Origin of the sequence: Achromobacter insolitus, assembly GCF_002209555.1 — a bacterium.
In the GTDB taxonomy this organism is placed as follows: Bacteria; Pseudomonadota; Gammaproteobacteria; order Burkholderiales; family Burkholderiaceae_B; genus Achromobacter; species Achromobacter insolitus.
In genome coordinates, this window is record NZ_NJIF01000012.1 from 91,383 (window position 1) to 103,751 (window position 12,369).

Consider the following 12,369-nt stretch of genomic DNA (forward strand, 5'->3'; position numbering starts at 1 on the left):
ATCGCCATTCACAGTCTGCTCAAAAGGAAGGTTGATGAATACGAACGTCCATTCCCGCGCCATCTCCACGCGGGGAATTTCGCGCCGCGCGTTGTTGCGCGCGGCAGGCGCTGCGGGTCTTGCCGCGCCGCTGGGCATGCTGGGCTCGCGCGTGCTGGCAGCCGACGCCTCGCCGCGCACTTTCAAGATCGCATGGAGCCAGACCGCGGTCTGCCAGTCGCCCGTGTCCGTGGCGTTGGAGCGCGGCTTCTTCGACAAATACAACCTGAAGGTCGAACGCATCAACTTCAGCGGTTCCACCGATCAGCTGCTGGAGGCAATCGCCACTGGCCACGCCGATGGCGGCATCGGCATGGCGCTGCGCTGGCTGAAGCCGCTGGAACAGGGCTTTGATGTGAAGCTGGCCGTGGGCACGCATGGCGGCTGCATGCGCCTGCTGACTGCGGCGGATTCGCCAATCAAAAGCGTCAACGACTTGAAAGGACGCCGCGTGGCCGTGTCTGACCAGGCCAGCCCGGTAAAGAACTTCTTCGCGATCCGCGTGGCGCAGCTGGGCATCGATCCGGAATCGGTGGACTGGCGCCAGTATCCCCAGGACCTGTTCGGCGAGGTCCTGCGCAAAGGCGAGGTCGACGCCATCGCCGGCGATGATCCTCTGATCTACACGCTGCGCGAAGACAACCACTTGCGCGAGATCGCCACCAACATCGAGGGTGACTACGAGAACCGCACCTGCTGCGTGCTGGGCCTGCGCGGCGATCTGGTGCGCAAGGATCCCGAGGCCGCCGCCGCCATTGCGCGCGCGGTGATCGATGCGCAGCGCTGGACAGCGTCCAATCCGGATGAGACCGCCCGCATTTTCGCGCCCTACGTGCCCGGTAAGGTACCTGCGGAACGCGTGGCGGCCATCCTGCGCAGCCATAGCCATGGACATGCATCGACGGGCGCCGCGCTGCGTGAGGAAATCGTGGGCTACGCGAAAGACCTGAAGACGATCAAGGTGCTCAGCGCGGGCCTGGACGTCAACAAATACGCGCAAGTGGTGGTGCCCAATGTCCTCGGCTGACGTATTGCCCGGCGCCGCCGCGGGCGCGCCCTCGGCCATGCGCCACGGGCGCCTGTGGAAAACCGGGATCGCGGCCGCCGTCTTGTGGGCCGGGGTGGGCGGAGTGACGCTGGCGTGGCCGAATGTAGAGGTCGGCTTTTCTTCCTGGGGCTACACGCGTGAATTCGGCGCGGCAGCGCTGGCGCTGGCGATTGTGCTGTTGCTGGCCGCGGCGCCTGGCGCAGGCCAGTTGCGGGCGGTGCGCGCTTTGCATCGCGCTGGCCCCTGGCTCGCGGCCCTGGCCGTGGCGGTAGGCGCCTGGGAAATCACGACAGCCAAGCTGGCGCTCTTGCCCAGCCCGTTCTTCGCGCCGCCGCAATCGCTGATCGAGGTGTATGCCACCGACTACAAGCGGCTGGCCGACAGCCTGGTGAATTCGCTGTGGCTGTTGGCCAACGGCTTTGTGCTGGGCGCGGCCGCGGGCTTTCTGACCGGGGTTGCGATCGGCTGGTCGCGCGGACTGGGCTATTGGGTGCATCCGGTGCTGCGCTTTCTGGGCCCGGTGCCATCCACTGCCTTGCTGCCGATGGCGTTCTTCTTTTTCCCGTCGAGCTGGTCGGCCGCCGTGTTCCTGATCGCCCTGGCCACCTGGTTTCCGGTCACGGTGTTGACCTGGTCGGGCGTGGCCGGGGTAAACCGCGCGTACTACGACGTGGCACGCACCATGGGCGCCAATGAATGGTTCCTGGTGCTGCGCGTGGCGATCCCCGCGGCATTGCCGCAGGTCTTCGTGGGCCTGTTCATGGGGCTGGGCGCCTCATTCTCGGTGCTGGTGGCGGCCGAGATGATGGGCGTGAAATCCGGGCTGGGCTGGTACCTGTCCTGGGCCCAGGGCTGGGCGTCCTACGCCAATATGTATGGCGCGCTCATCGTGATGGCCCTGGTGTTCTCGGGCTTGATCACGCTGCTGTTCCTGGGCCGCGATCGCCTTTTGGCCTGGCAGAAGGGAGTCGTGAAATGGTAGGGGCGGTCTCGGAAAACGCGGGTGCGTCCGGCGCCGCGCTGGCCGTGCGCGGCGTGAACCATCACTTCGACCTGGACGGCGCGGAATTGCCGGTGCTTGACGGCATAGACCTGGAGGTGGAGCCGGGCGAGTTCGTGGCGTTGCTTGGGCCCAGCGGTTGCGGCAAGTCGACGTTGCTGCGCCTGGTCGCGGGCCTGGAGCCTCCCGCCGAGGGCGGCCTGCTGGCGGACGGCGAACCGATAACGGGGCCGTCGCCGTCACGCATCGTGGTGTTCCAGGATCCGACGCTGTATCCCTGGCGCACGGTCTGGGACAACGTAGCCCTGGGCCTGCAGGCGCGGGGGCTGCTTAAAGCGCAGCGTGGCAGGGTGGATGACGCCTTGCAGCGGGTGGGCCTGCAGGCGTTTGGCCAGGCGTACCCGCATCAGCTTTCGGGGGGCATGGCGCAGCGGGCCGCGCTGGCGCGCGCGCTGGTCAACGATCCCCGCATCCTGATCCTGGACGAGCCTTTGGGCAAACTGGATTCGCTGACGCGCATCGCCATGCAATCCGAACTGGTGGAACTGTGGCAACGCACGGGCTACACGGCCTTGCTGGTCACGCATGATGTGGAAGAGGCGCTGTTCATGGCCTCGCGCATCGTGGTGCTGAGCGAGCGGCCGGCGCGGATCAAGGCCGAGATCGTCAACGATCTCCCGTACCCCAGGCATCGCGGCGATCCGCGCCTGGCGGCGTTGCGCCATCGCGCGTTGGCCTTGCTGGGACTGGACGCAACGTGGTGAACCCTGCGCGTCGGCGGCTGCCCGGGCCGGCCGCCGCGCGGCCGCCATGGCGGCTTGCGGCCGTATTCACAATCGGGCTCATGGTGCTGGCGCTGCTCCTGGCCGCGGCGGCCTGGCGCCAGCCCGGCGGTACGCCGGTGCTGGCCTATTGGCCTTTCCCGTGGCGCTACGACCCGGATCTGCCCGTCAGCCCGCATACCTGGCGCCGGCTATGGCTGGCGTTGGCGCAGACGGCGGCGGCGTTGGCGTTGCTTTGCGGCGCGCTGTTGGCCCAGCGTCGACGCCTGGCGTGGTTGTGCGCTGCCGCAATGATGGTGCTGTTTACGGACTGGCCGCGCCCGCAGATGCTGTTGACCGAGGCGCACAGTTCTTCCTATCAGCGGTCGGCATTGCCATTTTCCGATGAGAATCTGCTGCAAGGCGGGCGCCTGTACCAGGCACATTGCGCCGCGTGCCATGGCGCGGCGGCGGATGGACGTGGAGAGCGGGCGGCCAGCCTGCCCGTCTGGCCCAGTGTGCTGGGCGCCGCCTTGTTCCAGAACCGTCTGGAAGGCGAGCTGCATTGGCGTATCGCGCATGGCGGACGGGAGCCGGCCGATCGGCCCGCGATGCCGGCGTTCGGCGCCACCTTGAGCGCGGATGAGATCTGGCAGGTGCTGGATCATCTGCGCTTGCGGGCATATGGCGTCGATGGCGGCATTGGCATGCCGGCCGTGCCTGCGCCCGTCGTCGATCTGGTGTGCCGCGACGGCCGGGCGACGCGGTTGAGCGGCCTGCGCGGATTGCCCCTGCGGGTGATGGCGTATGCCGCGGGCGCGCCCGAGGAACCGCAGGATCCGCGGCTCCTGAGCGTGGCGCTGACCCGTGGCGTGACCGAGGACGTGAATGCGGATTGCGTGGCCGCGGGAGCAGATGCCTGGAACGCCTATGCGCTGGCGGCGGGCGTTGCGCCCGGAGAGCTGGCAGGCGCGCAGTTCATGGTCGACCGGCAGGGCTGGCTGCGCGCGCGCCGGCTGCCGGGCGCGGCGCCCGCCTGGACCAGCGCGGACGAGGTCTGCGGGCCGGGAGGACGGATGGAGGGCACGACGGCCCGCGGGCTGGGCGAGTTGTTGCTGGCAATGGACCGTGCGCCCATTGCCATTCCTGATACGCGGCGCGAACGCTAGGCGCGGCGGTTAATTAAGCACATTCCAACCCATGCGAGGCCTGCAACATGAGTACATTGAACGAGTATCTGGACCAGAAGCGCGCCGCCGTGCTGGCGCGTAACGGACGCGATCCGAAGTCCGTGGAGCCGGTGAAGCTGCGCGCGCACGTCAGTGCGGAAGGACGCAGCGGCGTGCGCCGCATCCGGATCCGCGACCATCAGGTGGTCAGCGATAGTCCGGCCGATTTCGCGGGCTATGACCTGGGGCCGAGTTCGCCCGAATTGCTGTTGGGATCGCTGGGGAGTTGCCTGACCCACATCTTCCTGATCAAGGCGGCGGAATTGGAGCTGCCGTTGGAGTCACTGCAGGTCGAGATCGAAGGCGATCTTGACCCTCGCGGCGGCAAGCCGGGCTATGAGCGCGTGCCGTTCTTTCCGCACAACATCCGCTATACCGCGCATATCGTGTCGCCCGCCGACGAGAGCGCGGTGCGAGCCGTGCACGAGGCCGTGGAGCAATGGTGCCCGATCCTGAACCTGTTGAAGCAGCCGCAACCGCTGGAAGGCAGGCTGCTGCATACCCAGACCGCTGCGCAGTAGCCCCCGGGCGCGGGGGCTCAGGTCAGCGTGCTGCGCATCAGGATTTCGGTCAGCGCCCGCGTAGGCTTGTTGGGGGCGGGAGCCGAAATCACGATGAATTCGACCTGGGGCAGCGCGGGCAGGTGGGCGGCGCCCGTTGGCGCGGCGAGACCCGCCGTGGACAGGTGCGAGGGTTGCACCGTAATGCCCAGGCCGGCGCGGGCAGCCGCCTGGCAGCCCGCATAGCTGGTGCTGGTGCATACGATCTGCCAGCTGCGGCCGGCGCGCGCCAGCGCATCCAGCGCCAGCGCGCGCGTCACGCTGGGTTCGCGCAGCAGTATCAGCGGCAGCGGCTCGCCGGGCGCCACGCGCAAGCCTTCCTTGGCCCGCCAGAGCAGGGCTTCCTTGTGCAGGGTCTGCCCCCGGCGGTCGCCCTTGCGGCGCTTGCCTATCATCACATCCAGGCCGTTGTCGTCCAGCAGCTTGTAGAGCTCGCTGGTGACGCCGATGGTCAGATCCAGTTCCACTTCGGGGTGCGCCAGGCGGAAGGCGGCCAGCACGTCGGGCAGCGGCCCCATCGCCAGGTCGTCCGAGGTCCCCAGGCGCACGCGCCCGCGCAGGCGAGGAGCGTCGAACAGGCGTTCGGCGCGCTCATGGGCATTCAGGATGATCTGCGCATGGACCAGCAGGCTGCGGCCGTCGCTGGTGAGCGCGAGCGAGTGCGTATCGCGCTGGAACAGGCGCCGGTTCAGCGCCTGCTCCAGCTGGCGGATGTGCTCGCTGACCGTAGGCTGGGTCAGGCCCAGCCGGCGAGCGGTCTCGGTGAAGCTGGGCGCGGCGGCGGCCGCGGCGAAAGTCTTGAGCCACAAAGGATTGAGCATGGCAGGCGGGTCATAGGAAAATCCGATGACAGTTAAAGTACCTAATGGTCTTCACGATGGCAAGTGGCGCGCCTATAGTTTTCGGCAACCTGCACGGAAACTCCAAGGCTTGCCGACATGCGCCGTTTTCTCCCTGACCAGTTCACGCTCATCCTGATCGCCACGGTGGTCTTTGCCAGCTTTTTCCCGGCAGTGGGCAAGGGCGCGGCGTTCATGACCGTGGCCAGCAATGTGGCGATTTCCCTGTTGTTCTTCCTGCACGGGGCGCGCCTGTCCACGGATGCCATCGTGGCGGGCGTAAAGGACGTGCGCCTGCACGCGTTGATCCTGGCGTGTACCTTTCTGCTCTTTCCCGCGCTAGGCCTGGGATTGCGGGCGCTGTTCCCCGGACTGTTGACGCCGTCGCTATGGCTGGGCGTGCTGTTCGTCTGCACCTTGTCTTCCACGGTGCAATCGTCGATCGCCTTCACGTCCATGGCGCGCGGCAATGTTCCGGGCGCGATCTGCGCGGCCACTGCGTCGAACCTGCTGGGGACCGTGTTGACGCCGTTGTTGGTGGCGGTGCTGCTGCATCGCCAGGGCGGCGGGCATGGGCTGGCCGATGCCGGCCGCATTCTCCTGCAATTGCTGCTGCCGTTCGCGGTGGGCAGCTTGCTGCGGCCCTGGATCGGCGCCTGGGCCCAGCGCAACAACCGCACGTTGTCCAAAGTGGACCGCAGCTCCATTCTGCTGGCCGTCTATACCGCGTTCAGCGAGGCGGTGGCGCAGGGCATCTGGCACGCATTTCCGGCCATCGACCTGGCTTCCATGGTTTTGGTGAACGCCTTGCTGCTGGGCACGGTGCTGCTGGTTACGACCTGGGGCAGCCGCAAGCTGGGGCTGTCCAAGGAAAACGAGATCACGCTGGTCTTCTGCGGTTCGAAGAAGTCGCTGGCTTCTGGGATTCCGCTGGCCACGGTGCTGTTCGGCACGTCGCAGATGGGGGTGGTGGTGTTGCCGCTGATGATCTTCCACCAGATGCAGTTGATGGTTTGCGCGGTGCTGGCCCGCCGCTACGCGGAGCGGCAGGCGCCGTCCGAAACCGCCGTGGCCCGGGCCTGAACCCGACGCCAGCGTAAGGATTCCGGCATGCGACGAACCTGCGGGACGGCGCAAGGTGCCCGGGGGCGGACGGCGTTCGGAGGCGCTGGTTCCTACGAAAGACCGGCGGCCGCGTCGTCCTGCGGGCGGATTTTTCCGGCGGGCTGCCAGTAAACGGTGCCGTCGCGTTCCTCGACCGCCAGGACGGTCAGGCGGCCGTTTTTACAGGGGCCGCCCACGCACAGGCCGGTGTCCGGCTGATAGGTGGCCCCGTGGCGCGCGCACATGATCAGGTCGCCGGCGCGGGTAAAGAAGCTGCCTTCCCAGTCCAGTTCGACGCCGACGTGGGCGCAACGGTTCAGGTAGCCATGTACGCGGTCCTGGTAGCGCACGAAAAAGGCCGTGGTGCGGCCTGCGCCGTCGGACACGGGGATTTTCACGCCCAGGCCGCCATTGGCCAGATCGGACGATGCGCAGACGCGGACGGCTGGGAGGGGGGCTGAATCCTGCATGGTAGGCCTGGAAATCAAAGTGAGGGATGTTCGGACAGGGCGGCTGGGCTTGTCAATCCGGCGCGCCGGCCTGCGCGCCATCCTGCTGGCGGGCCCACATCCCGGCGTATACGCCGCCGCGCGCCAGCAATTGCGGATGGCGGCCGCGTTCGACGATGCGGCCATCGGCCAGCACGATGATCTCATCCGCATCCGCCACGGTGGACAGGCGGTGCGCGATGATCAGGGTGCTGCGGCCCTGGCTGACTTCGCGCAGGTTTGCCTGGATTTCGCGTTCCGTATGCGTGTCCAGCGCGCTGGTGGCTTCGTCGAACAGGAAGATCGCCGGGTTCTTCAAGATGGTGCGGGCGATCGCCACGCGCTGCTTTTCGCCGCCGGACAGTTTCAGTCCGCGTTCGCCGACCATGGTCTGGTAGCCGTCCGGCATGGTCATGATCAGGTCGTGGATGTGCGCCAGGCGCGCGGCGGCCTGGATCTCCGCTTCGGTGGCGCCGGGGCGGCCATAGCCGATGTTGTAGAGAATGGTGTCGTTGAACAGCACGGTGTCTTGGGGCACGACGCCAATCGCCGCCCGCAGGCTGGCCTGCGTCACGTCGCGCACGTCCTGGCCATCGATGAGGATTGCGCCGCCATCGGCATCATAGAAGCGGAACAGCAGGCGCGCGATGGTCGATTTGCCCGCGCCGGAGGTGCCCACGACGGCCACGGTCCTGCCGGCCGGGATGGTGAAGCTGACTCCTTTCAGGATGGGGCGGCGCGCGTCATAGCCGAAACGCACGTTGCGGAATTCCACCTCGCCGCCCGCCACGCGCAGAGGCAGGGCGTCCGGGCGGTCCGCCACTTCGCGGTCCTGCCCCAGCAGTTCGAACATGCGCTCCATGTCGATGATGGCCTGCTTGATCTCGCGATAGACGAAGCCGAAGAAGCTCAGCGGCTGGTACAGCTGCAGCAGATAGGTGTTGACCAGGACGAAGTCCCCCAGCGTGTAGCGGCCCTCGGCGATGCCTGTGGCCGCCATCCACATGACCAGCGTGAGACCCACGGAGATGATGGCCGCCTGGCCGATATTCAGGATGGACAGGCTGACCTGGCTGCGCACGGCGGCGCGCTCGTAGCGGGTAAGCGAGGCATCGTAGCGGCGCGCCTCGTGCTCTTCGTTGCCGAAGTATTTGACCGTTTCGTAGTTCAGCAGGCTCTCGATCGCCTTGGTGTTGGCCTCGGAGTCGGTTTCGTTCATCTGGCGCCGGAACTTGGCGCGCCATTCGGTGACGAGCAGCGTGTACACGATGTACAGCGTGACGGTCGCGCCGGTGGCCAGCGCCAGCCAGATGTCGAACATCTTCCATAGCACGATGCAGACCAGCCCGATCTCGAAAAAGGTCGGCAGGATGCTGAAGAGCAGGAACGACAGCAGGGTCTGGATGCCCTTGGTGCCGCGCTCGATGGCGCGGTTCAGGCCGCCGGTCTGGCGCGCCAGGTGAAAGCGCAGCGCCAGCGCATGCAGGTGGCGAAAGACCTGCAGGCCGACCGCGCGAATGGCGTGCTGCCCGACACGGGCGAAGATGGCGTCGCGCAATTCCGAGAACAGCAGCGAGAGCACCCGGGCGGTGCCGTAGGCCAGGATCAGGCCGAGCGGCACCGTGACGGTTCCCGGCGTGCCTTTGCCCAGCTCGTCGATGGCCTGCTTGTACAGCAGGGGCACGTAGACCAGTGCCCCCTTGGCCGCGAACAGGCACAGGAGGGCCGCGACCACGCGCGTCTTCAGGCCCGTCTCGCCTGGTGGCCAGAGGTAGGGAAGCAGGGTGCGTAACGTGGAGAAACCACCGCGGCCTTGCGGCCGCGTGTCAGGAGCATTCATAGTCAGTGCCGGGAGGGGGATGCATCGGCCGGCAGGCCGTCGGAAGCGCATTATCGGCCACGGGCGGCATTTCCGCCGGGAGGCCGCGCCAGGGGCGGAAATGCCCGCTGTGGCGCAGGACATTCAAGGAATTGGCGGCTCTGGGGGTATTATCGGCCTCACGGCCCCTGGGATGTGTAGACCTCTCCCGGGGGTTTTCAATCCGGCATAGCGACTCGGGCGCAGCCTGACGGGCCCGTTTTTTACTGTCTCAACCAAGGATAGAGCCTGGCTGCCCCTTGGTTGCGCGACCCGGCGCATGTTCGCCGCGCGGGCGTCGCGTTGCAAGCTACGGAGGGTCTTATGGCGAAGGTACCCGCAGTGAAGTTGAACGACGGCAGCAAGATTCCCCAGCTGGGCCTGGGCGTCTGGCAAGTGCCGAACGATCAGGCGGCCGCAAGCGTGAAAGAGGCGTTGGCGGCGGGCTACCGCTCGGTGGACACCGCGGCCATCTATGGCAATGAGGCTGGCGTGGGCGCGGGGTTGCGCGCGGCCGGCGTGGCGCGCAAGGATCTGTTCATCACGACCAAGCTCTGGAATGACAGGCATGGCTACGACGAGGCCCACAAAGCCATGGACGAGAGCCTGGAAAAACTGGGCCTGGCCTATGTGGACCTGTACTTGATCCATTGGCCGGTGGCCGGCAGCACGAAGTTCGTGGACGCCTGGAAGGCGATGATCGAAATGAAGGAAGACGGCCGCGCGCGCTCGATCGGCGTGTCCAATTTCACCCAGGCCAACCTGGAACGGCTGATCGATGCCTCCGGCGTCACGCCCTCGGTCAATCAGGTCGAGCTGCATCCCGGCTTCACCCAGCGCGCGCTGCGGGCCTTCCATGCCAGGCACGGCATCGCGACGGAGTCCTGGAGCCCCCTGGCCCAGGGCGGGGTCGCCAAGGACAAGGTTATCCTGGAGCTGGCGAAGAAATACGGCAAATCGGCTGCCCAGGTGACGCTGCGCTGGCATTTGCAGAGCGATCTGATCGTGATTCCGAAGTCGGTGACGCCGGTCCGCATCCGCGAGAACATCGACGTGTTCGATTTCGAGCTGTCGGCGGCGGACATGGCCGCCATCGATGGCATCAAGGAAGGCGCGCGCCTGGGGCCGGACCCCGAGACGTTCGGCAAGTAAGGCCAGGCCTAGGCACGGGGCGCAGCGGTCAAGCCTGGCGCTTCAGCGGGAACATCCAGTAGCGCACGATGACCACCAGCAGGATGGCCAGGGCGGTCCAGGATGCCCAGTGCCAGCCCCCCGTGCCCAGCAGGGCGGCCAGCAGGCCGAACGCGCTGAGCACGCCCAGCAGGATAGGCGCGCCCCACACAAACATGAAACCACGGGCCGTCTTGCTCATGCGGGAGTCCTTTTCGGGAGGGCGGCGGCCTGGTGCTTGCGCACGAGTTCGGCAATGCGCGCCTCGGTGGCGCGGCGGCGCGCCAGCCAGAGATATAGCCCGCTGACCAGCACGATGATGGTGATGACATCCAGCAGCGCCCAGATGATCTTCAGCGGCATGCCGGCGTAGTCGCCAAAGTGCAGGGGGCGCGACAGTTCCAGCGCGGTCAGGTACCACGGCATTTTGGCCACGGTGGTCAGCTCGCCCGTCTTGCCGTCCACCAGGACCGGCGTGTTCAGGCGCGACGTCAGCGGCGAGTCGCCGCGCATCCAGGTGATGTAGTGATGGGGGCTGCCGAAGGCGTTGCCGGGGAAGGCGATGAACGACACTTCATTGCCGGGCATGGCCTTGCGGGCGGTATCGGCGGCGCCCTGGGCCGAGGCCAGCTCGGTGGGCACGTTCTGGCCCTTGTAGGGTTCCAGGATGCGCACCAGTTCAGTGGACTGCCACAGGCGGAACAGCGGGGTGGAGAGTTCGTTGATCACGCCCGTGACGCCCACCACGAAGGCCCAGACCAACGTCACGATGCCCAGCAGATTGTGCAGGTCCAGCCACTTCAGGCGGGTGGAACGGCTGGCGCGCACCGTGCCGAACTCCAGCTTCTTCATGAAGGGGCCGTAGAGCACGACACCGGAGACGATCGCCACGCAGAACAGCAGCCCCATGAAGCCCAGGAACAGCTCGCCGGGCAGCCCTGCGAACAGGTCCACGTGCAACGCCAGCATGATGCCCATGAAGGAAAACTTGTCTTGCGTGTATAGCGGGCCGTCCAGCAGCACGTCGCCCGTGCGCGCGTCCATGCGCACGGCGTGACCGGACACCTGGCCGTCTCCGGGCGTCTTGGCCATCCCCACATAGACCTGCGGTTCGTCGGGATCGAAGAACAGATAGTCGATGACTTCGCCCGGATACATCGCGCGGGCGCTGTCGACCAGCTTGTCCAGGTTGGCGCGCGGGGTCGACGCGGGCACGTCCGACAGCGGCTTGGCATCGTCGAGCCAGTGCTCGATCTCGTGGTGAAAAACCAGCGGCAAGCCGGTAAGACAGATGATAAGCAGGAAGATCGTGCAGACCAGGCTGGTCCATTTATGGACCAGATACCAGGTTTTGATGGTGGACGCGGCAGTCATGGGGGGCGGGCCCTTGCAGGCGCGGGTTGGAGAAAGCTGAATATTATCGCGAATAATATCGATTCTCGTAACCAAATTTTGACCATGGGACGGCAAGGGTGGGACGCCGAGACGGCTTGAAAGCGGGTTAAAAAGGGGGATCAAGCATCAACCCAGCAGCAGTCCCGGATCATCATGGAGCAGCGTTTTCTCAAAGTCCCGCGCAACGAGCTAGGCCGCGATTTCGCGGTGGGCGATCTGCACGGCCATTTTTCCCGCCTGGAGGAAAGCCTGGGCCAACTGGGTTTCGATCCGGCCACGGACCGTCTGTTTTCCGTGGGAGACCTGGTGGACCGCGGCCCGGAGAGCGAGGCCGCGCTGGAGTGGCTCGCCCGGCCCTGGTTTTACGCGGTCCAGGGCAATCACGAGGACTACGCCATCCGCCACGTGCGCACCGGGCAGGTGGACGTGGACAACTGGCGTGGCTATGGCGGCGGCTGGTTCCTGGATCTGCCCTCGGAACGCCAGAAGGTCTTTGCTGAAGCCTTCGCGCAATTACCCATCGCCATCGAAGTTGAAACCCTGGACGGCGCGGTGGGGCTGTTGCACGCGGATTGCCCGGTGCTGTTCTGGCCGCGGCTGGAGTCCGCGCTGCAGGACCGCTACCGGCGCACCAGCGCCGCCTGCCAGTGGTCGCGCGACCGTCTGCGGCAGATGGACCGCACCGGCATCCGGGGCGTGAGGGCGGTGGTGGCCGGGCATACGCCGGTTCCGGCGCCGTTGGTGCTGGGCAACGTCTACCACATCGATACCGAAGGCTGGAAATCCGGCTACTTCACCTTCCTGGATCTGGAGTCCCTGCAGGCTTGGCCGCGCGAGGTCGTGACCGAACTCGCGGAGCAGGAATAGCTCAGGCGTGG

13 protein-coding genes are annotated in these 12,369 nt (G+C 66.5%); 8 read left to right on the plus strand and 5 right to left on the minus strand.

Translation table 11 applies throughout. The features are described 5' to 3' along the window. Positions 1-34 precede the first annotated feature (34 nt). The 5 genes from CEY08_RS26655 (at position 35) to CEY08_RS26675 (ending at position 4,598) form a co-directional block, all read left to right on the plus strand. Positions 35-1,066: an ABC transporter substrate-binding protein gene (locus CEY08_RS26655; protein WP_042792997.1), complete on the plus strand. Its 1,032-nt coding sequence runs from the start codon at positions 35-37 to the stop codon at positions 1,064-1,066. Next, positions 1,053-2,069, plus strand: a complete 1,017-nt coding sequence (locus tag CEY08_RS26660; protein WP_063640455.1) for an ABC transporter permease — start codon at positions 1,053-1,055, stop codon at positions 2,067-2,069. Before CEY08_RS26655 ends, CEY08_RS26660 begins: the two co-directional genes overlap by 14 nt. Next, positions 2,063-2,851 (plus strand): ABC transporter ATP-binding protein, encoded by a 789-nt coding sequence (locus CEY08_RS26665; RefSeq protein ID WP_042792998.1) that lies wholly within the window; start codon positions 2,063-2,065, stop codon positions 2,849-2,851. Before CEY08_RS26660 ends, CEY08_RS26665 begins: the two co-directional genes overlap by 7 nt. Positions 2,852-2,931: 80 nt before the next feature. Beyond that, on the plus strand, positions 2,932-4,017 hold the full coding sequence (locus CEY08_RS26670) for a c-type cytochrome (protein WP_076812504.1): 1,086 nt from the start codon (positions 2,932-2,934) through the stop codon (positions 4,015-4,017). A 47-nt stretch (positions 4,018-4,064) separates the two neighbouring features. Next, entirely contained in the window at positions 4,065-4,598 is a 534-nt protein-coding gene (locus CEY08_RS26675) for an OsmC family protein (RefSeq protein WP_042793000.1), read from the plus strand. Positions 4,599-4,615: 17 nt separating this feature from the next. Here the strand turns inward: CEY08_RS26675 and CEY08_RS26680 are convergent, their stop codons facing one another. Then, the gene (locus CEY08_RS26680; protein WP_076812507.1) at positions 4,616-5,458 is read right to left on the minus strand and encodes a LysR family transcriptional regulator; all 843 of its coding nucleotides are present in this window, start codon (positions 5,456-5,458) and stop codon (positions 4,616-4,618) included. A gap of 117 nt (positions 5,459-5,575) precedes the next feature. Between CEY08_RS26680 and CEY08_RS26685 the strand changes: the two genes are divergently transcribed. Then, the gene (locus CEY08_RS26685) at positions 5,576-6,559 is read left to right on the plus strand and encodes a bile acid:sodium symporter family protein (RefSeq protein ID WP_063640450.1); all 984 of its coding nucleotides are present in this window, start codon (positions 5,576-5,578) and stop codon (positions 6,557-6,559) included. A 92-nt stretch (positions 6,560-6,651) separates the two neighbouring features. Here the strand turns inward: CEY08_RS26685 and CEY08_RS26690 are convergent, their stop codons facing one another. Then, entirely contained in the window at positions 6,652-7,050 is a 399-nt protein-coding gene (locus CEY08_RS26690; RefSeq protein ID WP_042793002.1) for a Rieske (2Fe-2S) protein, read from the minus strand. 52 nt (positions 7,051-7,102) lie between these two features. Further along, on the minus strand, positions 7,103-8,908 hold the full coding sequence (locus CEY08_RS26695; protein WP_076812515.1) for an ABCB family ABC transporter ATP-binding protein/permease: 1,806 nt from the start codon (positions 8,906-8,908) through the stop codon (positions 7,103-7,105). Between the two features lie 342 nt (positions 8,909-9,250). On the opposite strand from CEY08_RS26695, the gene CEY08_RS26700 reads away from it, so the two are divergent. Further along, complete coding sequence (locus CEY08_RS26700; RefSeq protein ID WP_076812518.1) at positions 9,251-10,078, plus strand: aldo/keto reductase; 828 nt, start codon at positions 9,251-9,253, stop codon at positions 10,076-10,078. 28 nt (positions 10,079-10,106) lie between these two features. On the opposite strand, the gene CEY08_RS26705 is transcribed toward CEY08_RS26700, so the two are convergent. Next, positions 10,107-10,298, minus strand: coding sequence for a hypothetical protein (locus tag CEY08_RS26705; RefSeq protein ID WP_042793004.1), 192 nt, complete (start codon positions 10,296-10,298; stop codon positions 10,107-10,109). Continuing rightward, positions 10,295-11,470: a PepSY-associated TM helix domain-containing protein gene (locus CEY08_RS26710; protein WP_042793005.1), complete on the minus strand. Its 1,176-nt coding sequence runs from the start codon at positions 11,468-11,470 to the stop codon at positions 10,295-10,297. Before CEY08_RS26710 ends, CEY08_RS26705 begins: the two co-directional genes overlap by 4 nt. Positions 11,471-11,644: 174 nt before the next feature. On the opposite strand from CEY08_RS26710, the gene CEY08_RS26715 reads away from it, so the two are divergent. Then, entirely contained in the window at positions 11,645-12,358 is a 714-nt protein-coding gene (locus CEY08_RS26715; protein ID WP_042793006.1) for a metallophosphoesterase, read from the plus strand. Positions 12,359-12,369 lie beyond the last annotated feature (11 nt).

Excerpts from the sequence above, each read along its gene's own strand:
- CEY08_RS26685 (WP_063640450.1), top strand. The coding sequence starts at position 5,576 with ATGCGCCGTTTTCTCCCTGACCAGTTCACGCTCATCCTGATCGCCACG.
- CEY08_RS26710 (WP_042793005.1), bottom strand. The coding sequence starts at position 11,470 with ATGACTGCCGCGTCCACCATCAAAACCTGGTATCTGGTCCATAAATGG.
- CEY08_RS26700 (WP_076812518.1), top strand. The coding sequence starts at position 9,251 with ATGGCGAAGGTACCCGCAGTGAAGTTGAACGACGGCAGCAAGATTCCC.
- CEY08_RS26715 (WP_042793006.1), top strand. The coding sequence starts at position 11,645 with ATGGAGCAGCGTTTTCTCAAAGTCCCGCGCAACGAGCTAGGCCGCGAT.
- CEY08_RS26670 (WP_076812504.1), top strand. The coding sequence starts at position 2,932 with ATGGTGCTGGCGCTGCTCCTGGCCGCGGCGGCCTGGCGCCAGCCCGGC.
- CEY08_RS26695 (WP_076812515.1), bottom strand. The coding sequence starts at position 8,908 with ATGAATGCTCCTGACACGCGGCCGCAAGGCCGCGGTGGTTTCTCCACG.
- CEY08_RS26665 (WP_042792998.1), top strand. The coding sequence starts at position 2,063 with ATGGTAGGGGCGGTCTCGGAAAACGCGGGTGCGTCCGGCGCCGCGCTG.
- CEY08_RS26680 (WP_076812507.1), bottom strand. The coding sequence starts at position 5,458 with ATGCTCAATCCTTTGTGGCTCAAGACTTTCGCCGCGGCCGCCGCCGCG.
- CEY08_RS26690 (WP_042793002.1), bottom strand. The coding sequence starts at position 7,050 with ATGCAGGATTCAGCCCCCCTCCCAGCCGTCCGCGTCTGCGCATCGTCC.
- CEY08_RS26705 (WP_042793004.1), bottom strand. The coding sequence starts at position 10,298 with ATGAGCAAGACGGCCCGTGGTTTCATGTTTGTGTGGGGCGCGCCTATC.
- CEY08_RS26675 (WP_042793000.1), top strand. The coding sequence starts at position 4,065 with ATGAGTACATTGAACGAGTATCTGGACCAGAAGCGCGCCGCCGTGCTG.
- CEY08_RS26655 (WP_042792997.1), top strand. The coding sequence starts at position 35 with ATGAATACGAACGTCCATTCCCGCGCCATCTCCACGCGGGGAATTTCG.
- CEY08_RS26660 (WP_063640455.1), top strand. The coding sequence starts at position 1,053 with ATGTCCTCGGCTGACGTATTGCCCGGCGCCGCCGCGGGCGCGCCCTCG.